This is a genomic window from Phytohabitans sp. LJ34 (assembly GCF_052068095.1).
GTDB lineage: Bacteria > Actinomycetota > Actinomycetes > Mycobacteriales > Micromonosporaceae > Phytohabitans.
Window position 1 is genome coordinate 109,655 of sequence record NZ_JBQHDG010000023.1, and the last position, 23,428, is coordinate 133,082.

Annotated in this window: 22 protein-coding genes; 7 read left to right on the forward strand and 15 right to left on the reverse strand. The window is 67.1% G+C overall.

Annotation, left to right across the window (positions count from 1 at the left end):
• Nucleotides 1-45: 45 nt before the first annotated feature.
• From ACTMTJ_RS34730 to ACTMTJ_RS34750, 5 genes are all read right to left on the reverse strand, one after another.
• A complete protein-coding gene (locus ACTMTJ_RS34730; RefSeq protein WP_441222913.1) occupies nucleotides 46-228 on the reverse strand; it encodes a hypothetical protein in 183 nt (60 codons plus the stop codon).
• A 332-nt stretch (nucleotides 229-560) separates the two neighbouring features.
• Nucleotides 561-1,334: a DNA-processing protein DprA gene (locus ACTMTJ_RS34735; protein WP_441222914.1), complete on the reverse strand. Its 774-nt coding sequence runs from the start codon at nucleotides 1,332-1,334 to the stop codon at nucleotides 561-563.
• A gap of 33 nt (nucleotides 1,335-1,367) precedes the next feature.
• Nucleotides 1,368-1,502 carry a hypothetical protein gene (locus ACTMTJ_RS34740; protein ID WP_441222915.1) on the reverse strand — a complete coding sequence of 45 codons (135 nt, stop codon included), beginning with the start codon at nucleotides 1,500-1,502 and terminating at the stop codon, nucleotides 1,368-1,370.
• Nucleotides 1,502-2,005 (reverse strand): hypothetical protein, encoded by a 504-nt coding sequence (locus tag ACTMTJ_RS34745; RefSeq protein ID WP_441222916.1) that lies wholly within the window; start codon nucleotides 2,003-2,005, stop codon nucleotides 1,502-1,504. The genes ACTMTJ_RS34740 and ACTMTJ_RS34745 overlap by 1 nt, the downstream gene beginning before the upstream one ends.
• A 50-nt stretch (nucleotides 2,006-2,055) precedes the next feature.
• Nucleotides 2,056-3,276: a DUF932 domain-containing protein gene (locus ACTMTJ_RS34750; protein ID WP_441222917.1), complete on the reverse strand. Its 1,221-nt coding sequence runs from the start codon at nucleotides 3,274-3,276 to the stop codon at nucleotides 2,056-2,058.
• 321 nt (nucleotides 3,277-3,597) lie between these two features.
• Between ACTMTJ_RS34750 and ACTMTJ_RS34755 the strand changes: the two genes are divergently transcribed.
• Complete coding sequence (locus ACTMTJ_RS34755; RefSeq protein WP_441222918.1) at nucleotides 3,598-4,638, forward strand: DUF4238 domain-containing protein; 1,041 nt, start codon at nucleotides 3,598-3,600, stop codon at nucleotides 4,636-4,638.
• Between the two features lie 45 nt (nucleotides 4,639-4,683).
• Here ACTMTJ_RS34755 and ACTMTJ_RS34760 read toward each other — a convergent pair whose 3' ends face one another.
• Entirely contained in the window at nucleotides 4,684-5,388 is a 705-nt protein-coding gene (locus ACTMTJ_RS34760) for a hypothetical protein (protein ID WP_441222919.1), read from the reverse strand.
• 33 nt (nucleotides 5,389-5,421) lie between these two features.
• Nucleotides 5,422-5,655: a hypothetical protein gene (locus ACTMTJ_RS34765; RefSeq protein ID WP_441222920.1), complete on the reverse strand. Its 234-nt coding sequence runs from the start codon at nucleotides 5,653-5,655 to the stop codon at nucleotides 5,422-5,424.
• Between the two features lie 158 nt (nucleotides 5,656-5,813).
• Here ACTMTJ_RS34765 and ACTMTJ_RS34770 point away from each other — a divergent pair, with 158 nt between their 5' ends.
• The 3 genes from ACTMTJ_RS34770 (at nucleotide 5,814) to ACTMTJ_RS34780 (ending at nucleotide 10,318) form a co-directional block, all read left to right on the forward strand.
• On the forward strand, nucleotides 5,814-7,082 hold the full coding sequence (locus ACTMTJ_RS34770) for a tyrosine-type recombinase/integrase (RefSeq protein WP_441222921.1): 1,269 nt from the start codon (nucleotides 5,814-5,816) through the stop codon (nucleotides 7,080-7,082).
• On the forward strand, nucleotides 7,079-9,487 hold the full coding sequence (locus ACTMTJ_RS34775; RefSeq protein WP_441222922.1) for a tyrosine-type recombinase/integrase: 2,409 nt from the start codon (nucleotides 7,079-7,081) through the stop codon (nucleotides 9,485-9,487). The genes ACTMTJ_RS34770 and ACTMTJ_RS34775 overlap by 4 nt, the downstream gene beginning before the upstream one ends.
• Nucleotides 9,488-9,589: 102 nt before the next feature.
• Nucleotides 9,590-10,318: a hypothetical protein gene (locus ACTMTJ_RS34780; protein ID WP_441222923.1), complete on the forward strand. Its 729-nt coding sequence runs from the start codon at nucleotides 9,590-9,592 to the stop codon at nucleotides 10,316-10,318.
• 172 nt (nucleotides 10,319-10,490) lie between these two features.
• Here ACTMTJ_RS34780 and ACTMTJ_RS34785 read toward each other — a convergent pair whose 3' ends face one another.
• From ACTMTJ_RS34785 to ACTMTJ_RS34800, 4 genes are all read right to left on the reverse strand, one after another.
• Nucleotides 10,491-11,123 carry a tyrosine-type recombinase/integrase gene (locus tag ACTMTJ_RS34785; RefSeq protein WP_441222924.1) on the reverse strand — a complete coding sequence of 211 codons (633 nt, stop codon included), beginning with the start codon at nucleotides 11,121-11,123 and terminating at the stop codon, nucleotides 10,491-10,493.
• A gap of 55 nt (nucleotides 11,124-11,178) precedes the next feature.
• Nucleotides 11,179-11,712: a hypothetical protein gene (locus ACTMTJ_RS34790; RefSeq protein ID WP_441222925.1), complete on the reverse strand. Its 534-nt coding sequence runs from the start codon at nucleotides 11,710-11,712 to the stop codon at nucleotides 11,179-11,181.
• 99 nt (nucleotides 11,713-11,811) lie between these two features.
• The gene (locus ACTMTJ_RS34795) at nucleotides 11,812-12,027 is read right to left on the reverse strand and encodes a hypothetical protein (RefSeq protein WP_441222926.1); all 216 of its coding nucleotides are present in this window, start codon (nucleotides 12,025-12,027) and stop codon (nucleotides 11,812-11,814) included.
• Between the two features lie 594 nt (nucleotides 12,028-12,621).
• Nucleotides 12,622-13,326, reverse strand: coding sequence for a hypothetical protein (locus ACTMTJ_RS34800; protein WP_441222927.1), 705 nt, complete (start codon nucleotides 13,324-13,326; stop codon nucleotides 12,622-12,624).
• Between the two features lie 509 nt (nucleotides 13,327-13,835).
• On the opposite strand from ACTMTJ_RS34800, the gene ACTMTJ_RS34805 reads away from it, so the two are divergent.
• The 3 genes from ACTMTJ_RS34805 to ACTMTJ_RS34815 are packed head-to-tail and all read left to right on the forward strand — an operon-like array spanning nucleotide 13,836 to nucleotide 17,700.
• On the forward strand, nucleotides 13,836-14,939 hold the full coding sequence (locus ACTMTJ_RS34805) for a tyrosine-type recombinase/integrase (RefSeq protein WP_441222928.1): 1,104 nt from the start codon (nucleotides 13,836-13,838) through the stop codon (nucleotides 14,937-14,939).
• Between the two features lie 14 nt (nucleotides 14,940-14,953).
• Nucleotides 14,954-15,295, forward strand: coding sequence for a helix-turn-helix domain-containing protein (locus ACTMTJ_RS34810; protein ID WP_441222929.1), 342 nt, complete (start codon nucleotides 14,954-14,956; stop codon nucleotides 15,293-15,295).
• Complete coding sequence (locus tag ACTMTJ_RS34815; protein WP_441222930.1) at nucleotides 15,292-17,700, forward strand: hypothetical protein; 2,409 nt, start codon at nucleotides 15,292-15,294, stop codon at nucleotides 17,698-17,700. The genes ACTMTJ_RS34810 and ACTMTJ_RS34815 overlap by 4 nt, the downstream gene beginning before the upstream one ends.
• Nucleotides 17,701-17,781: 81 nt before the next feature.
• Here ACTMTJ_RS34815 and ACTMTJ_RS34820 read toward each other — a convergent pair whose 3' ends face one another.
• From ACTMTJ_RS34820 to ACTMTJ_RS34835, 4 genes are all read right to left on the reverse strand, one after another.
• Nucleotides 17,782-18,333 carry a nucleotidyltransferase domain-containing protein gene (locus tag ACTMTJ_RS34820; RefSeq protein WP_441222931.1) on the reverse strand — a complete coding sequence of 184 codons (552 nt, stop codon included), beginning with the start codon at nucleotides 18,331-18,333 and terminating at the stop codon, nucleotides 17,782-17,784.
• An 856-nt stretch (nucleotides 18,334-19,189) separates the two neighbouring features.
• The gene (locus ACTMTJ_RS34825; RefSeq protein WP_441222932.1) at nucleotides 19,190-20,266 is read right to left on the reverse strand and encodes a M23 family metallopeptidase; all 1,077 of its coding nucleotides are present in this window, start codon (nucleotides 20,264-20,266) and stop codon (nucleotides 19,190-19,192) included.
• A 174-nt stretch (nucleotides 20,267-20,440) separates the two neighbouring features.
• Complete coding sequence (locus ACTMTJ_RS34830; protein ID WP_441222933.1) at nucleotides 20,441-21,778, reverse strand: hypothetical protein; 1,338 nt, start codon at nucleotides 21,776-21,778, stop codon at nucleotides 20,441-20,443.
• Nucleotides 21,779-22,201: 423 nt separating this feature from the next.
• Complete coding sequence (locus tag ACTMTJ_RS34835) at nucleotides 22,202-22,843, reverse strand: hypothetical protein (RefSeq protein WP_441222934.1); 642 nt, start codon at nucleotides 22,841-22,843, stop codon at nucleotides 22,202-22,204.
• Nucleotides 22,844-23,428: the final 585 nt, after the last annotated feature.

A 23,428-nucleotide genomic window follows, 5' to 3' on the forward strand; every position in this document is an offset into this window, starting at 1 on the left:
ACGGGGGCCGCATGCTGCGACGGCGACGCGCCGGTGGCGGTCGCGTTAGGCGCCGACCGGCAGCCGGCGGATGCGCAGCGGCGGGATCCGCCGCCATGAGGCGGCCAGGGTGTCGGACTGCGCGGGGTGGGCGACGACGTCGTAGTCCCGGATCCAGACCGTGTACCAGTCCTCGGCCGGCGCACCCATCCGCAGCAGTTGGTCGTCGCTGACCGCAATGCCAGCCAAGGCCGGGGGTTGGCGAGGCCGGTGGCGGTCGCGGCGCCCGGCCAGCATGGGACAGGCCCGAGCGCTGTACGCGGCGCAAGGCGGACAAACCCCAGGCTCAGCGGTGCACTGGTAGGCGAAATCCGAGTGCCGGGCGAACAGCACGGTCCGATCGCCGAGCCTCTGGCCGCAGACCTGGCAGCGGCGGCCGTGCAGGAACCGGTACTGCGCCAGATCACTGATCTTGCCGAACAGTGGCACACCAGTGCGGCTGACCGGGGTGATCTGGGGAACGACCAGCCCGCCTACGCAGTGCGATCCGGCCAGATGTTGCGGGATGTCAGGTGTGCGGGTCATCGGGGTTCTTCCGCCGGTGGGCTACTGGCTGGCCACGGGATGCGGCGTAGGTCGGCGACGATGTCGTCGACGCCGGTGACCAGACGGGCATGCGGCTGCGCGCGTAGCAGTTCGTGGCAGCCTGCGGACATCGCCGACGTGATCGGGCCGGGCACCACCCTGCAAGGCCGGCCTGCTTCGAGGGCGTGGTGGGCAACGCCTAACGCGTCGCTGCGCAAGGACGCTTCGACCACGACGGTGCCGGCGGTTAACGCCGCCACCAAGGCCAGGTTGGTCTTGACCCGTTCCCGGGTTAGTTGGGCCCCGGCGGGCCAGGCGCTCAGCAGCAGTCCCCGGTCGGCGAGCTGGCTGAACAGGTTTGCGTGCGCGGCGGGGTGGATCTGGTCCAGGCCATGCGGCAGGACCGCGACAGCACCGCCGCTACCGGTGCCGGTGCCGGCGGCGAGGGCCGCGCGGAGGGCGGCGCCGTCGACGCCCAGCGCCGGCGTGGACACCACCGTCCACGTCCGGTCGGTGAGGCGGAACGCGAGATCGGCGGCCACGTTTTGGCCGTAGCTGGTGGCGGCTCGCGACCCGACGACGGTGACCGACGTCGCCGGCTGCGGGATGGGGGCTGGCCCGTGCGCCCACAGGCACACCGGTTGCCAGCCGCCCAGATCGGCGAGGCCGGCCGGCCAGTCCTTGTCCTGCGGGATGACCACCCGCCAGCCGGCGCGTTCCGCGTCGGCGCGCGCAGCCCGCGCCTGCACCCACAGCCGGGATGCAGGCATGTTCCGCAGCCCGGCCCGGACCGCGACCGACCCTTACCCGGAGAACAACATGTCCACCATCTCGGTCGCGCCGCGCGTGGGCAGGAACTGCTGCACGAACGGGTTGCCCGGTTCACACAGCCAACCGAGGGTCGCCCGCGCCGTCCGTTCGTCGTGGAATTCGTCCATCAGGCCACCTCCGCAGCGAGATCTTCCAGGCCGGCGGTAGGGGCCGCGGCCAGGTCGGGTTCGGTGCGGTCGCCGCCCGTATGGTCGGCGGCTGGATCCATTTCGTCGGGTGGGGTCAGGTCGGTCAGGATCCGCCTGGCCACCCGCAGGACCGTTTCGGCGCACTGCTGGACCAGGTCGAGGTCGCCGTCGGCCCAGCCGAACACGTAGGCGTCGGAGTAGGCCGCACTGTCTAGCCCCAGGGCGCGCAGCACGATGTGCGCGACACTTTCCGCCTCGGTCTCGAACCGGCCGCGGTGCAAGTCCTGGCCGGAGGCGTCATCGAGGTGCCCGCAGCGGATGTGCGCCAGTTCTTTTCTGCACCAGATGGGCGGATCGTTTGGTCGTGCTGGCGATGGCATGGAGATCGGCGACCGGCGAACGGCCGTGACGCCTTGCCGGGGATGCCGATCGTGATGGGCTATGGCTTTCGGTTCATCTGATTGATGTCTGTCTAGGTCCACGTGCGGACGGCCGACGTTTGGCCAATGGTAAGGGGTTCGCATGATCCTCGTTAGCGACGGACAAGGGTGAGCAGACGCCGGTGGGCGCGGCTCTTGAGGTCGTCGTTGCTGCCTTCGAGGACGGCGGTGGCGCGAGCTGCGAGGTTGTTGCCCCGCAGTGAGCCGGTCGGGCGGATCGTTTGCTTCCAGTCGGCGTACTCGGTTAGCGCGCGTTCGGCGGCGTATGCCGTGGTTCCCAGCTGTGCGGCGTTAGCGGTGTAGAGGTCGATCAGCTCGTCGGTTCGCCGCCCGTGGCTGTTCTTGGTGCGAGTGGACGCGTCGTCGGCCGGTGGCTGCCACAGGTCGTCGACGACGCGGCGGTATTCCCCCAATGCCAGATCGGTGCGCGCCAAAGCCTCTTCCTCAGCAGCGAACTGGTCGAAATACGTAACGGAGAGGCCGAGCGTGCGGCGGGCTTCCTCGATCCGGTCGCGGGCGTTGCGGGTGTGCCGCACTCCCCAGCGGGTGATGGCGTCGCGGAGCGCGAACCGTTCGGTGTTGCGGCATACCGGCCGCCATGGGGTGACAACCACGTGGAACAAGCTGGACCCGTCGTGGCTGTTGAGCGCCACGATGAACGGAATGATCTGGTCAGCCACGCCTGCCGCGTCGATGGTTACGGTGTGGGGCAGGCGCATGCTGATGAACACCTTCCGCCCGTCGCGGACCGCGCCGGCGGACTCCCAGATCACGTCGCGACGGTCGACGAGGTCTTGCAGGAACGCGAACCCGTCGCGGTTTTGCAGCACTTCGTACTTGCTTCCGACGACACCGAGGCCAGCGCCGGTGTCCTGGCGCACTGTGACGAACTGCTCGGACAACACCCGGTGCGGGCCGGTGAGGCTGTTGCGGAACTCGACCGGTCGGCGCACCACGTCGAAGTCGATACCGCCAAGCTTGAGTACGTCCTCGATGTCGCTGATGCCGCCGGGCACGATGTTGCCTAGCTGGTGCCAGGCGGGCACGCTGCTGTAGAGGGCGACTTGGCCGCGGCTGGTGTCCAGGCCGTGCTGCGGCAGGATCTGTCCATCCTGTTGCTGGATCAGGACTTCGCCGTTGTCCCAGCTGCCGGGGTCGTTGACTCGGAACCGGCCGTTCCCGAGGGGGATGAGTTTGCCGTTGGCGACGCGGGCGTCGAAGTCAGCCTGCCTCGCGTTGGCGGCTTGGATCTGGTCGGCGCGTTCGGCGGCGAACGCCGCGTTGACGTCGCCTGGTTGTGCGGTGCTGGACATGGGTGGTGCTCCTTCCGGGTATGTGGACCCGGGCGCCCTGATGGCGTCCCGGGTGTGGTGCCGAACCGGAACGCCCCTTGGGCGCGTGTTATGGGATCGACCAGCCGCGGCGACGCCGGGTCAACAGCGACGCCCTGGAGTTGGCCGTTTGGGCTGTCGGCGAGCAGAACCAGCGAGTTCGGGCACGGCGGGGCCGCCGGCTAGATTTGGGATTGCTGGCCTGACGAGATCGGGTGCGGATCGGACAGACGTTGATCGGGCAGGCTATGTCAGTAGTTGCCACCTGGCACGCGCCGGACTGCAGAAACCGTATAATGAGGTGTGCCTAATATCGCTCGCCGCCACCATACGGTTCCGCGGTTCTATCTGGAGCGGTTCTCCGAGGACGGTCGGATCGGGACTGTTCGGCTCCCCGGCGACCAGCGGTTCGTACAGTCGGTGAAAAACGCCGCGACGAACAATAACTTCTACTCCCTGGATACGACAGAGCCGAAGGACGCCGACCTCTTCGAACGAAGCCTTGGTCGAATGGAGCGCGTGGCCTCCGTCGCTCTTAGGGCAGTCATCGAACGCGACGTTTGGCCGCTCGACTCGGAAGAACGCACAGCGCTCGGCGTCTTCGCCGCGACGCAGGCCCTGCGCGGACCGAATCAGCGGCGCCATATGGAGCAAATTGTTGCGGCCACGACCCGCATCGAACTCGGCGTGGGCGGCCGAGACAGCGTCTTTGCCTACGCGAAGGACAAGCTGGGTCGCGAAATCACTGAAGAAGAAGCGGATCGCCTCTGGGCTGACGTAACACAGCCGGGTGGACCACCGATTCGCCTATCCAGCCTGGGACACATCGAACAACTACTCCGGGTACTGCCGGAGATTCTGCCTTACTTTCTCGGGCGCCCTTGGGTGCTCGTAAGGTTTCAGCGGCGCAGGCTGTGCACCTGCGACACGCCGATCGCATTGATTCCTCATGCGGACCGTTCACCTGGTTCAGGTGTGGGTCTGCTCACCGCGTGGGGAATCACCTTTCCACTCTCGCGCGATGTGGGCTTGCTTATGGCTGACCCGTCGCCGCTCTTTGGACACATCACGTTGGACGCCGTCGCGGAGGGACGGGTCGACTCGCGCCAGCCCGGCACCGTGCAGCTCGCCGACTTGTTCAACAACGCTACGATCAACAACGCACGCATGTGGATCTTCCATCACCCGGAGGACAGGGCTCTACTCAACCGGGACCTCCCGGAGCCCCGCGAGGTGGAGATCGAGGTCCTCGGCGCCGATCCGGTGGAAATGGGCGAAAACCTGCGGAGAAAGCAGGAGGCAACTCGGAGCATGGCGCTGTTGACGCCTGACTGCGGCCGGTAAGAGGCCGGTGGCGCTCGGCTTGGCTCCCATGCGTGGAAAATGACTTCAACTACCGTCTCTCCATGTCCGCCGTGCGTTTGCCTCCATCTTCCTGTTTTGCCGTATTAGCCCTACGAAACGAACCCAGTCTCGGATGAATCGCGGTCGCCGGGTTCCCAGCTCCGGGATCTGCGTGTAGTAGTCGCGGCTATTCGGCCCGAACGGAACGGGGACTCCTTCGCGGTAGGTGATGAAGTCGTATGGCCTTCGCCCCGGCGCACGGTGACGGACGAAGAAGATAGGTGCGCCGTCGAACTCGTCGCCTTCCTTCGCGATGTCCTCAATCCGGGCCCACGGGATGTGCCCGACTTCGACGACCGTAGGCGCTGGGTTTTCGGTTGGCGTGAGAGTGCGTCGTCCTCGGTCATCGTAATAGCTCTTCTTACCTCTAATAACGACCTCCACGCCGCCATGGACAATCTCGATCAGTTCTGGTCCCGTGTAGGCGTACCCCCGCCAAGTCATATTGTTACTGCCGTCGTAGCCGCGCTCATAGCGTGCCACGTTCATGATGATGATCTTGTTGTTGAGTCCCTCGGTACGGATCGGCCCAAGCACCTCCCACGCCTTGGATTCGAGCTCGCGAACCCGTTCCCGCTGTTGCCGGAACGATAGGCGCCGCCCAAGAAGGAAGATGGCGATCGTGACGCCGAACGAGGCCGTCGAGACCACAAGAGCCGCGAGGTCTACCCAAGAGAACGATCCAGACACTCGGCAAGTTTATTGGCACGCGAGGTTCCGGACCTACGACCGAGCCCCGCTACCCGCGCTTGATGTCTTTGTAGGCAGGGTGGGGATGCCGAGGTTGATGGCGGTCCGTCGCATGTGGACGAGCTTCTGTTCGGCCGCGGTCAGGCTGGTCTGCAGCCCCTCGACCTCGCCGAGCCAGCCGCGGTCATGTGCCTCGACGATGCGTTCGCGGAGGCTGGCGATGATGGCTTCGAGGCGCTGTTGTTGAGCCGGTTCGGGGCGCAGCATCGGGCACCGTATGTCCCGTTGACCGAACTAACCGGGGACGTCCTGCGGTTCTCCGATGTTGACGGACGGTGACGTTCGTGGCCGTTTTGCTTTTGCGGGTCACTGCGCGTAGTGAGGTGTCTCTGCTCTGATCCCGTGCTGTCAGGGGAAGACGGCTCGTGGAGGTTCGGGTGGCGGAACGCGGCAGGGTGATCCGGGACGTGGCGGCCTTGGCGGTCGCGAGAGTCGGGCGGGTCGAGGAGACCGGTGACCGGCTGCGGCCGTTCAGGCTTGTCGATGAGCATGGTGTCGAGGAACTGGCTGTCACGGAGTTCCTGGGCCACATGCTCGCCGACGACGCTAGCCCGGCGTCGCTGCGTTCGTATGCCTACGAACTGTTGTCCTGGTTCCGGTTCCTGCGCGCGGTCGAGGTGCCGTGGCATCTGGCTAGCCGGGTGGAAGCCCGCGATTTCGCGTTGTGGCTGAAGACGAGCAAGAAGCCGGCACGGCCGCGGCTGCCTGATGCGCCGGCGCCGGGGTCGGTGAACCTGGTGACAGGCAAGGCAACGCCGGCCGAAAACTACGCGGCCCGGACCCGGCGGCACGCCCGAGCGGTGGTCCGCGCCTTCTACGAGTACCACCGCGAGACTCATGGTCGACCCCTGGTCAACCCATTCCCCAAGACCGCGGGTGTCGAGGATGAGGATCTCAACGCCCACCACAACCCGATGCGACCGTTCCGCCGGCAGTCTCGCCGAGCCATGTATCAGCCGAAGGAGCCCAAAGCAGCGCCACGGAGCATTCCGGACGACGCTTTCAACGTCCTTTTCGCGGCGCTGATCTGCAACCGGGATCGGGCGCTGCTCGCGTTCTACATTTCCACCGGCGCACGCGCCTCCGAGTTGCTGGGCGTCCGCCAGGGCCTGGTGGAACCGGAGGAGCAGGTGATCGGTGTGGTCCGCAAGGGCAGCCAAGCCTTGCAGCGGCTGCCTGCCTCAGCGGACGCGTTCGTCTGGCTGCGGCTCTACCAGCAGGAGACCATGGGTTTGGTTCCGAAAGGGCCGAACGAGCCGTTGTGGTGGTCGCTGCGCCGACCGTTCCGGCCGTTAACGTACGACGCGGTGCGGATGGTGTTCACCAAGGTCAACGCCGCCCTCGGCGCGAACTGGACCCTCCATGACCTGCGACATTCTGCGGCCAAGCGGATGGTCCGCGACCCGAACCTCACGCTGGCCGACGTGCAGTGGGTCCTGGGGCACGCCCACATCACCACCACGGAGATCTACACCGCACCCACTCCCAACGAGGTCATCGCTCACGTCCTAGCCCACCACGACCGGCAGCGCGCCGAGCGAGAAGGACCACCAGCGCCCCCGGCGCCCGGTTACCGGCCGGAGGTGCTTGCGACCTTGTTCGGTGCCGCGCCTGCCGAGGTACGTGATCGGTGAGCGTCACGGCGATCGACACCGCAGTCGCCGACGCGAAGCTCGACGTTGTTGAGGCGGTGCGGCTCGGCGAGTGGGAGCCGCGGCCGGTCGAGCAGAGTTGGTGGCAGACCTGCCAGACCCGCGTCGCGTTGGTCGAGCGGCTCCTGCGCATGTTCACCGGGCAAGGAGCGAGCAGCACCCGTGACAAGACCCGGCGACGTGGCCTGGGCAAGGTGCTGGACTGGCTCGAACGCCAGCCCGGCGCCACCTGGCAGCAGCGATGGCTGGCCAGCGGCGCCAACGCGGCCGGCTTCGACTGGGCCGACCTGCCACTGAACGGAATCGTCGACCCGCGGCGTCACCACCGCGACGAGCTGAGCTGTGGACTGGCCATGCTGGTGGCCGGCCAGGCAATCCGGCCCGGCTACCCATGGCTGTTGCGGCAACGCCAAGCCCTGATGCTCGCCGAGGTTCGTGCGGCCATCGACCCCGACGGCTTCGCCCGCATCGAGCGTGACGCCAACCAGGCCGCCCGCTACGCGAGGTCTGATGCGTTGAACAAGCTCACCTGGATCGTGATCCGCAAGGGCGGCCTGGTCGCCGACATCACCGTTGGCGACTGCGTCGAGCTGACCAAAGCGCTGCAGGAGCACCACTTCCGGGGCAGCGCCGGGCGTCCGCTGTTCTACGCGCTGCTGAAGGCGACCGGCGTGCTCCCAGCCGCGGCGCCGGAGCGGCTACGGGCGCTGCGGGTGGACGGCCGCCGCAGCGTCGAGCAGATCGTCGACGCCTACGACATCCAGTGCGGGCCGGTCCGGGACCTGCTGGTCGAATACCTCACCGAGCGATCCCCCGAGCTCGACCACACCTCGCTGCGATCGGTCGCCCGCAACCTCTGCCGGCTGTTCTGGCGCGATCTGGAGATCCACCACCCGGGCATCGACTCGCTGAGGCTGGCCCCCGAGATCGCGCAAGCGTGGAAGGAACGGCTGGCCCACATCCGCGACGCCGATGGCAAGCCCGTGCGGCCGCGGGTGAACTACCGCAGCGAGTTGGTGTTCGTGCGGGCCTTCTACGAGGACATCGCCCGCTGGGCCGCTGACGACCCGGCCCGCTGGGCGCGCTGGGTCGCGCCGTGCCCGATCAAGGCCTATGAAGTGACTCGCAAGAAGGTCCAGGCGCGGGTCAAGGCCCGGATGGATCAGCGGACCCGGACCCAGCTGCCGCTGCTGCCCGCCCTGCTACGCGCGGTTGACCAGCAGCACAAAGACGCCGAGGAACGCGTCGGCATCGCAAGGGCTGTCCCCTCCGGCAGTCGGCTCACCGCAGGCGGCATAGAGTTCCAGCGTTGCCGCGTCGGCGACTCCGGCCGCGTCTACGCCATCGACCTGAGCACAGGCAAGCGACGAGACCTGACCCACGAGAAGGAAGCGGCGTTCTGGTCGTGGGCAACGGTGGAAGTGTTGCGGCACACCGGAATCCGCATCGAGGAGATGCTGGAACTGACCCACCAGAGCTTCGTCGCCTACACGCTGCCCACCACCGGCGAGGTTGTCCCGATGCTGCAGATCGCTCCGTCCAAGACCGACGCCGAGCGACTGCTGCTGGTCTCGCCCGAGCTGGCTGAGGTCCTGACCGCGATCATCTTCCGCGTCCGCGCGGGCAACGCCGCCCTGCCGCTGGTCTCCGCCTACGACGTGTTCGAGCAGACCTGGAGCCCGCCGATGCCGTTTCTATTCCAGCGCCGATACGGCACCGAGGACCGTCCGCTGACTCGCAGCTACATCCGCGAATGCCTTCTCGCCACATCCCATGCCGCGCAGATCACCGCCGCCGGCCAGCCACTGCAATGGCGACCCCACGACTTCCGCCGGATCTTCGTCACCGACGCCGTCCGCTCTGGCCTGCCCCCGCACATCGCCGCCAAGCTCTGCGGCCACTCCACAGTAGACACAACGATAGGATATGCCGCCATCTACCCCGAGGACGTGATCGCCCACCACCGGGCGTTCATCGCACGCCGCCGCGACCAGCGACCCAGCGAGGAATACCGCGACCTCACCGCCGCCGAATGGGACGAATTCCTCGCCCACTTCGAGCTGCGGAAAGTTGCTCTCGGGACCTGCGGCCGGGACTATGGCACCCCCTGCGCGCACGAAAACGCCTGCGTCAGATGCCCACTCCTTCGGGTTGATCCGGCCCAGATGCTGCGACTGGAGGAGATCCACGCCAACCTCGCCGACCGACTCGCCGAGGCCAAGGAGCGGGGCTGGCTGGGCGAGGTCGCCGCGATCCAGACCACCATGGCGGCCGCAGCTCAAAAGCTCGAAGCCATGCGCACTGCCCGCGAGACACCTGTTCTCCTCGGCATGCCCCATGCCCGTCTACCCGCCGGCCGATCGAACTGGCGTGAACCGAAACGATGAGGGCCCCGCCACAGGCGTCGATCGTCGCATCATCTTCTGCTGAGCGGATGTCGGCGGATTGCCAAGGTCCCTACCCGGCCGTGGTGACGGTAGAGTCCTGCCGTGGAGGTCGTGACTCGCGCGGACAGGCCGGATCTGCACGACATGGCCGCTACCGTGTTCAAGGAACGCTGGCCGGAGTTCATATTCCACGACGAGATACCCAAGAAGTACATGGGCCGCGTCAAGCAGCACTTCGGCCGCTTCGACATCATGGTGCTCGACCACGACGCCGTGGTTGCCGGTGGTTGGGGCGTACCTATTCCGTGGAGCGGCGACGCCGACGATCTGCCGTCGGGTTATGACGATGCGCTGGTCCGAGCCGTGCACGCGCGGGAGGCGGCCATCCCAGCCACGACGCTGAGCTTCATGGCCGTCGCCGTCGGATCAGCGCATGACAAGCGGGGTCTCGCCACTGTTGTTCTTCAGGAGCTGACGCGACGGGCTCACGAGGCTGGCCTTGTCCACGTCATTGCTCCGCTACGGCCGACATGGAAGCACCGGTACCCGATGGTTCCCATGGACGAATACGCCGCGTGGGCACGCGCAGACGGGCTCTCGATCGATCCGTGGATTCGCGCCCATCAGCGGATGGGCGCACGGGTGCTTGGCCCGGCACTGAGCTCGATGGTGGTTGAAGGCACCGTCGCGGAATGGGAGAGCTGGACGGGCATGGTCTTCCCTGTCACGCGAGAATATGTCGTCCCAGACGCGCTGAACCTGGTCCGGATCGACCGGGAACGGGACTGCGGTGTCTACGTAGAGCAGAATCTCTGGGTGCAGCACCGCTGAACGAAAGCATCGCCTACCGCAGTGCGGCGTGCCACCAGCCGCCCTTGGCTGTCAAGGTCAAGTGCGCAGAAGCGGCTGCGAACAAGGGCGCGCCACCGCTCCTTGATGCACTTCTTCGTCCGAACTCACACACCGACACGCCCGGGCGAGAAGGCATTGCAATCCCTCTCCATCACTCTAGGTGAGGAGTGGATGCCGGGCGCGGTGCGCTGTCGACCAAGATCACTTCGGTTAAGCAGGGGTGCTCGTGCTGGCAGCTCGTGCCGTAGGCGCGTCCGCAGGTGCCAAGTTCGATCTTGCGTTTGGCGAAGTGTCCGAGGAACTCGTCCCATTCGCTGTCGGTGGGTTCGCGGTACTCCTCGCTCGAGCGCAGGTTTCGCCGGCGGGCGATGAACGCGCGATGGTGGTCGATGACGTCCTGGTCGTAGACCGCGATGTAGGTCTGGGTGGTGGCGATCGCGTCGTGGCCGAGGATCTTCGCGGCGATGTGCACGGGCAGGCCGGATGCGACCGCTTCGGTGGCGAAGATGCGCCGGAAGTCGTGTGGGCTGAACGCGGCCGGGGTGCCGTCCGGGTTGGTAATCGTGGCCGCGGCGACGAGCTCGTCGAGGAGTTCCTTGACCCGAGTATGCGTGACCGCGATGGTGTTCAGTCCCCACCGACGCTGGAACAGGAACGGCAGCGGCGGGCTGTGCAGCCGTTCGGCGTGGTCGTACCGGGTGACCAGGGGCACGCGTTCGTTGCCGCCCCGGACGCGGTGGATGACTTGGGCGAACACGTTGGCCAGCTCCGGGCCGATGACCATTCTCTGAACTTGCGGCCGAAGCGCGCGGCTCAGGAGTGCTGGCTGGCGACCGGCGTCAGTTGCTGATCCTCGGTAGTGGGGTCTGTGGGTTTGGTCGCGTCCATCGCAGGCGAGGCGGGTTCGCTGCTCCTACATCCTCAGCAAGTTGGCGTCGGAGCTCACCGGCCAGGTTACGCAAAGTCTGTGATTCGGCGGCTGACAGCGGAGAGTCAACCGCGCTATTGGGTCCGTCCTTGTCTTTAAACGCGGCTTCCGCGAGTAGGTTCAGTAGTCTCATGTAGATGTCTTTCGCGGCTGGAGTGAGGAACATTCCTCCGGCATCCTCGCCGAAATACCAGTCGTGGAAGTCTCGCATGTATCTTTGCAAATCAGTTCGTTTTGGTTGCTCTTCCATTGGAGGCCAGTACCGAGGTAAGTGTCTAGAAACATGAAATAGTGCCTGATAGCGTTCTAGCCTCTTGCCTTGCATTGTCTGATCGTACGAGTGCTCAAGCGTGAGTCTCATGTTGGAGCGCGTCGTCAGGTAGGTAGCGATAGTCCCGACAACAGCACCAACGATCGCTCCAACCAACCCGATGATCACGGTCATGACGACTCCCCTCGTGCCGTTGGTCGATGATAGGGGTTGAAGGAACCACATCCTCTTCTCTTAAGGTGATCTTCAGGCTCTGATGGCTCGCATCCCTGGTCAGCGGGCCACAGGGACCGCCGGACTGCCGAGTTCGACAGTGGTGCGGGAGCGTCGGTCGATCTGGGCGAGCTTGTCGTTGGCGCCGGCGAGGCTGATTTTGAGGCCTTCGGCTTCGCCGAGCCAGCCCTCACGCTCGGCCTCGGCGATGCGGGCGATCAGATTGTCGCGGATCTCCGCGATGCGGGGGCGTTGAGCGGGGTCGGGCCAGTGCATGCTGCAACGTAGGCAGCTGTGCTCGTGAACGCGCGGGGTTCCAAAGGCGCGTCCGCATGTTCCCGTGGCGACTTTTCTCAGCTCGAAATGTCCGAGGAATTCCTCCCATTCGGCGTCGGTGGGGATGCGGTATTCCTCGCCTGGGCGCAGGGACCGGCGGCGGGCGAGGAAGGCCAGGTGGGCTTGGATGGCCTCCTCGGGGTAGACGGTACGGGCAACCCCTGCACTACTCGCCCCACGATTTCCGGCGAATCTTCATCACCGACGCCGTCATGAGCGGCCTGCCACCGCATATCGCCCAGGTCATAGCAGGCCACCGCGACATCAACGTCACCCTGGGCTACAAGAAAGCTCAGGAATTGCATCAGATGGGCGAGGATCCTCAAGTCACCTGTGTCCTGTATCGCCGAAGGTTGCGAGTGTCAGAGTTAGGTTGCGAGTGATCTTGCGAGGGTCAGAATTACCCTGCGAGTCGCTGCCGGGCGGGCTGTCCAGCCTCCGTGAAGTTGGCAGGTTCTCGGGGACCGTGCGGTTGTCGCGGCGGATTCTCGCGCGGGTGGCGGTCGCAGCCGCTGTTGTTGTCCCTCGTTGGGTTCATCGTGGGGTATGCGTTCGGACCGTACCTGCGATGATCGGGCGCAACTGGTCGTAGAGGTGCGAGTTCGAGACCTGCTCCTGGATCTCCTGCGGCCAGTGCAGCTGCGTTTCCCCGGGCCTGAGGCGTGCCTGGTAGGGGAAGCCGAAGGGAGGGCAGGAGCTTGAGCCGTCCAGGTCGAACTTGGCGATGAGATTGCCGGTCCGCGCTTCGTAGACCTGGTAGGTGTACGACGCCTCGATCAGCGACATCGTCACCGCTCTGCCTTCGACACGGGGCACTGCGGTGGAGAGACCGTCGTACGGCGGTTGGTGGTACGTGCACGACTTGATCGCTGATCCGGTTCTGGTCAGGTACTCGCAGACCACGAGCTGCACATTGGTACTGGCGTTGGTACTCGCGGTTGCGCCGGTTGGCCTCCATTCGGCCGGCAACCGTTCGTTGTCCGGCTCGGTGAGGACAGGGTGGACTTCACGGCCGTCGCCAAGCTGGAAGAAGTCCGCGGGGTGTGGCCCGGGCCCGGCGTAGGGTGCGGCCCGATCGGTGTACTCCGATGGATGCCGCACCGGACCGGTTCCCCGATCCTGGGGGCATAGCGTGGCGGGGAGGGACGGGGGCCGGGGTTCGAGTTCGAGGTAGTACCTGACCAGGGTGACCCCGGGCACCGCTGCTCCGATGAGTGCCGCGATGACCATCCACAGCACCAACCTCCTCCGGGACCGCGTCGGCGCGGGCGGCTGCCAGCCGGGCAGCGTCACGTTTCGCGCCCTTCATCCGAGGACATGACGAGAGGATATAGGGGGATGTCTACCCATCTCCGTGGATCTTGGAGCCGTCATGCCGCAATGGACATGCGTTCCGGTCCGGGGTTTACCAATACACAGCGGACGGTCACGGAGACCCAGTATCACGGTCCTCCGTTGACCCCACGCCAGCCGGAGAATTCCCGCACTCACCACCTACTCGAACCAACAAGATCCACCGAAATCGCAAGGCAGTTCTGACCAAATCCCGGCCGGGTCGGTCAGATCTACTCTGCGAAGCGCTGGTCAGCCGGCCGACGATTCGCAGACTTCAACTGGATCGGACAACCTGCTTGTCAGGGTGGCCATCGGTTTCCTGAAGCTGATGCAGCGTATCGCGTCTGATCAGCAAGTTTGCCAGAGAGCGCCCGTCTGATGCAAGATCTTCCCTCCAGAAGGGATGGTCTGGAGTGGGGCAGCAGATGAAAGCTCTGGCCGGGGCGGCACGCTTGGAGCTGGTCTCGGGTGTGGTTCAGCTGCGTCCGGAGGACGCGATGTTCGATGCGATGCTGCGTGGATGGCGAGCGCAGCAGAAGGCTCGGGGTTTGCGCGACGAGACAGTCGAGGATCGGGAGCGGCTGGTACGCCGTTTCCATGGCTACGTCAACGAGTATCCATGGCGGTGGACGCCGGCTCATCTCGACGAATGGTCGGCCCACCTGACCGGTGAGCGGAGGCTGGCGCCGTCGACGGTCCGCGCGTATCAGGGTGATCTGCGGATGTTCACCGAGTTCCTGATCGACGGCCGGTACGGCTGGGGACCGGCCTGCGAGGAGGCGTTCGGCACCCATCCGGTGGCGATCTGCCACGAGTGGAACACGATCGCCCACCTCAACGGCTACGAAGGTGCACCCGAGGCCCGTCCGTTCAGCCGGAAGGAGCTGCAGTTGTTCCTCGACTACGCCGATGAACAGGTCGAGCGTGCGGTCCGGGCGGAACGCAAGGGTGCGCTGGCTGCCTACCGCGATGCCACCCTGTTCAAGGTCGTCTACGGGTGGGGGCTACGACGCACGGAGACGGCGAAGCTGGATCTGGTCGACTTCGGCCGTAACCCGCAGGCACCGCAGTTCGGGCGGTACGGCACGCTCAATGTCCGGTATGGCAAGGCCAAGCGTGGTCAGCCGCCGCGTCGGCGCAATGTGCTGTCGGTGATGGACTGGGCGGTGGAGGCGGTTGCTGACTACGTCGAGAACGTCCGGCCGCGTTTCGGCTGTGATGACCACCCCGGGTTGTGGCTTACCGAACGACGCGGGCGGATCACGCCGTCGGAGATTAACGCCCGGTTCGTCGCCTACCGCGACGCCCTCAAGCTGCCAGGCGAGCTCGTACCCCACTCATTAAGACATTCCTACGTCACCCATCTCACCGAGGACGGCGTCGACCGCCGCTTCATTCAGCAGCAGGTGGGCCACGAACGGGACAGTTCGACCGCGATCTACACCCACGTAAGCGACGACTTCATGAACACTGCCCTGAACAAGGCGCTGGCTCCTGCCTTCGGCAGGACGCGATAAGGAAGGACGAGCCGATGGCGGCCAAGCTCGACTATCGCTGGCATCTCCGCAGGATCATGGCCGACCGCGGGATGTTCTCCACGACCGACCTGCTCAAGCCGCTGGCCGAGCGCGACATCCAACTGTCATCCAGCCAGGTCTACCGGCTGGTCGTCGACCGCCCCGAGCGTCTCAGCTTGAAGATTCTCATGGCGTTGCTCGACATTCTGGACTGCACTATGGACGACCTCATCGAGCCGGTCTCTGCGGCCGGCACGGGGGCAAAGCCGAGGAAGGCCGCAGCGGGCGGCGCCGGCGCGGAAAGCATCGGGAGCCTTCGGCCGAAGCGTGCCCGGATCACTGCGGTGGACCAGTGACCGACACCGTCGATGACGTCTTGCAGGACCCGGTCGAAGTGGTCGTGCGTCTGGTCAAGTCCGTCGAGCGGCACCTCGACGAGGAGGCCGTCCGCGCGGTCGTCTGCGCGGTGATGGGCCAACGGGCCGGCCGTCGGCGACTGGCTCAAGCCCTCCAAGCGGACGCGACGGTCCTGCGAACGGGACGGCCGCCCGCCCCATACTGCGTGGCCAAGCTGCTGATGGCGCTACGCGAGGAGGGCGCCCGAGACGTCAGCCGTCCACGGTGCAGCGGATGTGATCGCGCGGTGGCGTACGTGGGCAGCCGCAGTGGCGGCGTGTGGACCTGCTCGCCATGCTCCGACGCGCCGACGAACTGCGCAGGCTGCGGTCAACTGCGGCGAGTAGTCAGCCGCGACCGTCACGGCAGCGCCCGGTGCGCGAAATGCCCCGACACTGCCGGCGACCCGCTCAATGACCTCGTCAACCTGGTCACCGGGCTCGACCCCGCGTTGACCGCCGACCAGGTGCACGCTGCTCTCGGCCGGGCCACCGTCCGCCCAGCCGGGCAGCGGCGACTCGCCTGGGCGGTGCTCTCCTCACCCGCGTTGCTGACCGGGGCGGGGCACGACGCGCCGACTCCGGCGGTGCTGCGGTTCCTCGACGAACTCGTTGCCGTCGGCGCCACCAGAATCGTCCGGCCGGCCTGCCCCCGCTGCCACGGGGTGAAGGTGCTGTCGAAGCTGCTGGACGGCAAACGGGTCTGCCGGGCCTGTTTCGCCCGGCACGCCGCCGTCCCGTGCGCCCGCTGCGGGGCGGTACGCGAACCTGCCACCCGTGACGCCGACGGCAACCCGCTCTGCCCGAACTGCCTGATCTCCGACCCGGCCAACCTCGAGGTATGCGTCGGTTGCGGCCGCCGCAAACGTGTTGCGGTCCGGACCCCGGACGGCCCTCGCTGCGACAACTGCCGCCCGAAACTCACCGCCGAATGCTTCCACTGCGGCAGGACATCAGCCTGCGAGATGTCGCAGGCCACCGGGCAGCCCTGGTGCCGGCGCTGCCAGCAACGATGGGCCACCTGCAGCGGCTGCGCCACCACAGCGCCGATCCGCGGAGGCACCTGGGTCGCCCCGCTTTGCGCCGCGTGCACCAACCCGGACCCCGACTTCTGGGGCCGCTGCCCGACCTGCAAGGCCACCTGGCAACGCAGCCCACGCCCCTGCCTGCGCTGCAACCTGAACGAACGGATCGACAAACTTCTCAGCAACGGCACCGGTGTCGTCCGAGCGGACCTCGCGCCCTTCCGCGATGCGCTCGCCAATGCCGAACGCCCCGACTCCACCCTCGTCTGGCTGTCCGGCACGAAGGTCAGCGCCGTGCTGGAACACCTGAGCCGCGACAATCGGCCCCTCTCGCACAACGTCCTCGACGAACTGCCCTCCGACAAGCTGCTGGCTCACTTGCGCAGCGTCCTGGTCGCCACCGGCGCCTTGCCAGTCCGCGACGAACGCCTCGTCGTCCTGGAAGCCTGGATCAAGACCGCGGTTCAGAATCGAACAGACCCCGTCGAGCGGCGGGTCTTGCACGGCTATGCCGTCTGGCACCACCTGCGCCGGCTGCGACGCCGCGTCGATGACGGCCACACCACCCATCTGCAGGCCCTCAACGTCCGTTGCCACGTCACCGCCGCCGTCAACTTCCTCGACTGGCTGACTGCCAGCAGCCTGACCATCAAGACGTGCACCCAACAGCACCTCGATCAGTGGATCGCCAATCCGGACACCACCTACCACGACGAGACCGGGCACTTCGTCCGCTGGGCCGTTCAACAGCGACACACCACCGGGCTGACCTTTCCAGCCGTCCGGTGGGCCGGCCCGCGGGGCACGCTCGACACCGAGAAACGCTGGGCCAACGCCCGCCGACTCCTGCACGACAACACGTTGCCCACGGGCGACCGAGTCGCCGGCCTACTGCTGCTGCTCTACGCGCAGCGCATCGCCACGATCAGCCAGCTGACCGTCGAACACGTCGACCTCGAAGGCGACACGCTCACGATCAGGTTCGGCAGCTCACCGGTCGTCCTCCCGGAGCCCTTGGCCAGCCTCGTCCGCCAACTCGTCGCGACACGCCGCGGCAAGGCCAGAATCGGCACCCCAGACGACATCCCGTGGCTGTTCCCGGGTGGCCGTCCGGGTCAACCGCTCGGCGACGACCGGCTCGGACAACGCCTCCACGCGATCGGCCTACGCCCCCAGCAAGACCGCTCCACCGCACTGTTCGCACTCGCCGCCGAACTCCCCGCCGCCGTCCTCGCCCGGATGCTCGGGATCCACATCCAGGTAGCGGTCCTATGGCAGAAGGCATCCGCAGGCGATTGGTCCGGATACGCCGCCGCCGTAAGCCAACGAAAGCCATCTTGACTTCAAGCGACTCCCGCCATGGCACGTCGACTCTCACCCATGCAATCCGCTATCCCTGGTCCATCTCACGGGCTGAGCCGTTCAGGGCGCTCCGATGCGGCCGTCGGTCGTCTCCGCAAAGGCCAATCCTCGAAGTATCTCCATGTCGGTAATGTCCTTCTGTCGCCATGGCCGGCCGTTGCGCAGATGGGGGAACTGCTCCTTCATGGCGAGCATGCCAGAGACGCTCATGGCCAGGACCGGCGTGCCGTCCAGCGTCACGAGCTCATCGCCGAAGGATCCTGGCGGGAACAGCCAGTCGGCGAACCGCCCAAGGGGCTGGCTGAACGATCCGTCTGGCCACCGATCAAAGTAAGCAGTACTGAACGAAACGTCGTCCCACGTGAACTCGCAAGACTCCTCCGGCGGTTGAGTCGGCAGAGCCGTGGCGCCAGCTCCCACGAGAAGCGCCTTCGAACGCTCGGCATGAATGCGCTCGACCCAGAACTCCACGTCGCCGTGCTCACGCGTAATCCGGCCGATCCTCGCATCGAGTCCCCAGCCTCCGAACAGCCACGCTGGGATATCGTCCGTCTGCAGGACCGCGACGACCTCGCGAATGACACGCAGCTGCCCTTCGGTCTTCTCGTCCATAGTCGTGATCCTGCCATGCAGGTGGACTGGCCATCCGCCGCCCACGGGCGCCAGGCTCCGGACCTATCTGGACCACGCCGCCGCCGACGTCCTGGCGACCGCCCTGCCCCGCTGACCTTCCGGGAACGGACACATTCAGAGACTTGCAATACCCGACTGCACCGTTTGTTCATGTACGCCAGGTCACTGCCCATCCGTTGCACGGTCTCGCGGGTGAAGCGGGGGTCCGGGTGCACGGCGAGCCAGTTCACCTCGTGGGCGCGGGCGAAACGCAGCAGATCCAACAGGCTCCGTCGCCCGTCCGGGTGGTCTGCCAGCAGCGGCAGGTGGCGGTCGCGGTCACTGGCCGGCGCCGGGTTCCCGATTGTGCCGGTGGGCAGTATGTGTCCAGGTCTCGGCGGTCGCGGCACGCAGGTGTCCGTCGGCGTCGTACCAGACCGGTTGGCCGCTGGACTCGATGCGGTCGCCGCCGCTGTCGCTGAACCAACCAGCGCGGGGTGGATGAGCAGGCGTCGCGGCCGGTCGCTACGGCAGCGGCGTGCTCGGCTATCGGGAGCAACTGTGTGACCCGCCACCACAACCGTGTTGTCATCGTGCGGTTCGCCTCCATCGGTGTTGTTGGTATTCCTTTTCTGCGTGAGAAGCGCGCGAGAAGCTGCAACGTGCGAGATCAGGTGCGCGTTCTGGATTCAGGTACAGAAGGGTGTGGATCATGCTGACATTGAGCTTTGCCGTCAGCGACTCCCCGGCTCTTGTCGGCGCTGCTGGCGCCGGAGGTCAGGACGGGTATGAAGGGCAGCGAGCGGGGAATGTCTGTGCCGACGTGAAGGTGAGAATCGTTGATCCTTCACGAGGTTTAGCCAGCTTGGCCTAGCGGTGCGCCATGTTGGGCCATGAACGGCTCCGGCGGAACTACACCGTCCGATGTGGAATCAGCGTTGACATGAACCTCGAAGTGCAGGTGTGGTCCGCTGGAGTGGCCGGTGCTGCCGACCACTCCGATCGGGGCGCCTACGGATACCGTGTCTCCTACGTGGACGGTTGGCTGGCGGCCGAGGTGGCAGTATCTGGTTATGATTCCGCCGTCGTGGGCCAGGTCGATGTACCAGCCACAGCCGCGGGTCAGGTTCTTGTCGCCGTCGCGGTGGCAGCCCCAGTCACTGTCGTCGCGGATGTCGATGGCGTTGCAGCGAACGCGGACGACCTTGCCGGCTGCCGCGGCCCGGACGATGGTGCCGCGGGGTGCGCCGAGGTCCACGCCGTCGTGGGTGGGACGTTCGGCGGTCCGGAAGCCGGATGTGACCGGTGCCTGAACGGGCTGGGTCCAGCCGCTGGCGGCGCAGCTGGCCAGGCCCAAGGTCTCGCTGATCGTGGTGACTAGCATGGCGGCGTGCTCCGCCCACTTCTGATAGGCGTTCGGGCGCGCCGATTTCTGCACCGCTTGTGCGGCCTCGGCGAGAGGCATCGTCTGCCAGCCGTCGACGGTGGCGAGTTTGCGGTAGAAGGCTTGGGATGCGTACACGGGGTCGGTGAGCTGCTGCGGTGTGCCCCAGCCTTGGCTGGGGCGTTGCTGGAACAGGCCGAGGCTGTCGTGGTCGACCGGGACGGTGCGGTTGTAGAGGCTGGACTCGGTGATGGCGGTGGCAACCGCGATCACCCAGGCCTGGCTGGGCAGGCCGGTGTCGGCGCCGACCCGGATGATGGTGACGGCATTGCCGACCTGTTCGGAGTTGAACGGCTCGATCGGTGACCATTGCGTGGACGGCCCCGACGTTGTCGCGGCGCCGGCGCCGGTGGTGTGCGTCGCGGTGGGGACGGCGGTGGTGGTGCAGGCGGATGCGGTGCCGGCGGTGAGCACGGCGGTGCCGGCGCCGCAGACGAGTACGACGCATAGGCCTGCGGCGACGATGGTGGCGATGGCGCGGCTGCTCATGGGTGGACCTGCCGCGGTGATCGGCTGGACATGGTGACCTCCGGGACGTGGGGTTGGGCGACGGGCACGCGGGCTGCTACGCCGCGGGAAAGAGAGGGCGTGGCTGCTCGAGGTTTTTGACCGGGCAGTGGTGGCCCCTGACGGCGTGAAGGAATGCGCGGTGGACGGGCCGGCTCACGTCGGCGGTGTGCCGCCGTTGTCTGCCGCCGGCGGCACACCGCCGTGGGATGTGGATCCGGTGGCGGTGTGGCCGGCATTTGTGTCGGCTAGCGGTGGCTGCGGGCGGCCAACGGTGAGGGGCGGACTGGTCAGGTAGCCGTCGACGAGCATGGTGGCCATCAGTCGGGCCGGTGGGATGGGCCAGTTGAGCAGGCTGAACTGGCCAGCGCGGCGGATCCGTTCGACCTGCCGGCGGCTGATCTTGTGGCGGGCGGCGATCGTGTCCAGGGGCTCGTCGGGGTGGTTGGTCAGGTCGGCCCAGACGGTCTGCCAGGCCCGGTACTGCTCCTGCTGGATGGGGATCTGGCGCATCAGATCCACCGGTGGCTGCCGGCTGTCGGAGGTTTCGTCCTCAGCGAGATCTGGTTTGTCTGGGGCGCTGCCGGTGGCTGAGCCGGTCGGGCTGTCGCCATTGTTCGGCCAGCTGGCCTGCTTCTCGATCCGCGCTGTTGGCAGTGCGGTGATGGCGGGGGCCAGCCGAGCCGTCCAGGCGGTGTAGTCGATCTGGTCGGCGAGACCGGCGGCGAGCCGGTCCAGATCGAGGGTGCGGACGGCGATCTCGGCCATGAGCGGGTCTGACTGGTCGGCGCGGATGACCTGTTCGACCGCCTTGGCGATGGCCGGGCGTCGCTTGTCGGCCCGGATGGCTAGTCGGGCGGCTTCCAGCGACTCGTGCAGGCCGAGCGGCCGCCACCGGCCGTGGGGTTTGTGGGTGCCGGTGCGGGCGAGTTCGGCGGCGCGGGCGGTCCATAGCGGGTACCGCAGGCGGCGCCAGAGCCCGTAGTCGGGGGCGGTGTCGGCGAGCTTGCCGGTGGCGCGTAGCGCGTCCCGGCGGCGGGCGGCGGCGTGCAGCAGCCACAGCAGGTACGCCGCCGCGGATAGCAGGCCGAACCCGGCGGACCAGTACAGGTCCGGCCAGTGACCGCCGATCAGGATCCCGACCGAGACTGCGGCGACTGTCGCGGAGAAAAGGCGAAATCCGTATGCGCGTTCGCCGAGCCGCATCCGCTGGTCGGCCATCGCGGCCAAGGCCATGGCGAGCAGTTCCAGGCAGAGCGCGAACGGCAGCACCGCCGCTACACGCGCGACGGCGGGTAGGGACGAGCTCCAGGGGATGTGGGTGACCGCGACCCAGGTTTGGCCGATGACTGCGCCGGCGGCGGCGACGGTGTAGAACCAGTAGGCCAGCCGGGCTGGCGACCATCGTGGCGGCGGTACCACCGCTGGAGTCCGGCCGGTGGTCGGTGCGGGCGGGGTCGGGGAGGCCGGTTCGGGTAGGTCGGTCGTCGCCATCGCGGTCACCGCCGGGCCAGTCGGTTCGTGGCCGGCGGGTGAGGCGGCGCCGTCGAGGGGGCCGGACCGCCGATGTGGACGATCGCCGCTGCTGCTGCGGTCGATGGGGTGGCCGGTGACGTTTGCTGACCGGTCCGGCCGCGTAGGCCGGCGGGCCGGGCCACGGTCGGGGTGGTGTGCGTCGGGCGTAGTTGGTGGCTGTGCTCCGCTGGCCGGAGTCGGCCGGTGCGCTGGTGGTGGATCACAGCAACGCTCCCTTCCACGAATGAAAGGGCGCGGTGTGCCGCGCCCTCGCGTGGGCGTCGGCACACCCACGCGAGGGGTTGGTGGGATCTCGACACTGGGCGCCGAGGGTGTGGACGGGTGGGTGACCGCCGTCCCGGCGTGCCCAGCCGCAGGGCCGGGCAGGGGTCTGGGCATGGGTCAGGGCGCGGGGGTGGGTCCTGATGTGCTGGTGTACCGGCCGGCTGTCCGGGTGGCGCGGTGGTCGGCGACCAGGCGCTGTACGGCGTCGCGGACCGGGGCTTTGGCGATGCCCAGGACACGAGCTAGTTCGCCGATGGTGAAGCCTTGCCCGGGGTGGTTGTCCAGGTGCGCGGCGACCAGGTCCCGCACGGCGCCCTCAGGCAGACGCCCGAACGGGGTTTCGGCCCGGAGCTGGTCTGCCGGTCTGGGCACGGCCGGTGGTGGTGCGGGTCGGGTGAGAGGCTGCCAGCCGGGGATTTGGGTGCGGATCTGGTCGCCTTCGGCGTCGGTCAACGCGACCGCCGGCAGGTATTCCACCCGCTTGCGAACAGCGTGGTAGATGCGGTGCCAGCCGTCGATGGGTAGGTTTCCGCCGGCGCCGGGCAGTGGGGCCAGGATCAGCGGCTGGGACAGGTCGGTGGTCATCGCGTGGTTCGGGTCGACGCGGATCAGGCCGATGGCCAGGTAGCTGTGCAGCGGCCCCACGGCGATCAGCTGGTGGGGCCGTCCGGCGACGATGGCGCGGGCGGTGGTGATGTCCCACACCCAGCTGGCGAAGGTGAATGTTTCCCGCGGCTGCTCGTCGGGGTGGCCGGTCACCGCTGGCTCGCGGCAGGTGATGGCCGTCGCGACGGACTCCGAGCGTGTCGCGCGGCGTTGACAGGGATCATGATCAGCCCTTCGGGGTCGAGGCAAGGTGGTCGCCCCGGGATGTTGAGGGGATCGGCCTGTCGCGACAGGCTGCGGTCCCGTCGCGACGGTTGTCGCTTCGGTCGCGACTGACGGCCTGTGAGGCTCTGTCGCCAGCCGCGACGACTCGTCGGCCGGTGGATGGCTACCAGCACGGTCCGTCGGTGTGGAGCTGGTTGTGGTGGCTGGTGCGGTCGCGGGCATCGCGGGTGTTCCGGCAGCGACGACCGGTCGACGAAAACGCGGTGTTATCGCGCGGCGCCGATGGGTGACGCCTTCGCTGAGGCTGAACACCAGCCGCGCCACCTGTGGCTGGTGCGCGGGCCGCGATTGCGAGCAGGTCGGCGTAGCCGGCGTCCGCGCATTCGGCCGCCTGCCGAGCCGTGCCCAGCGACGCTTCGCGTTCGCTGTCCAGCAACGTCAGGTACTAGCCGGTGGAGGTGGCGGGCTCGAGGCGATGGCGCAGCCGGATCGGGAACCGGCGGTGGATCATGG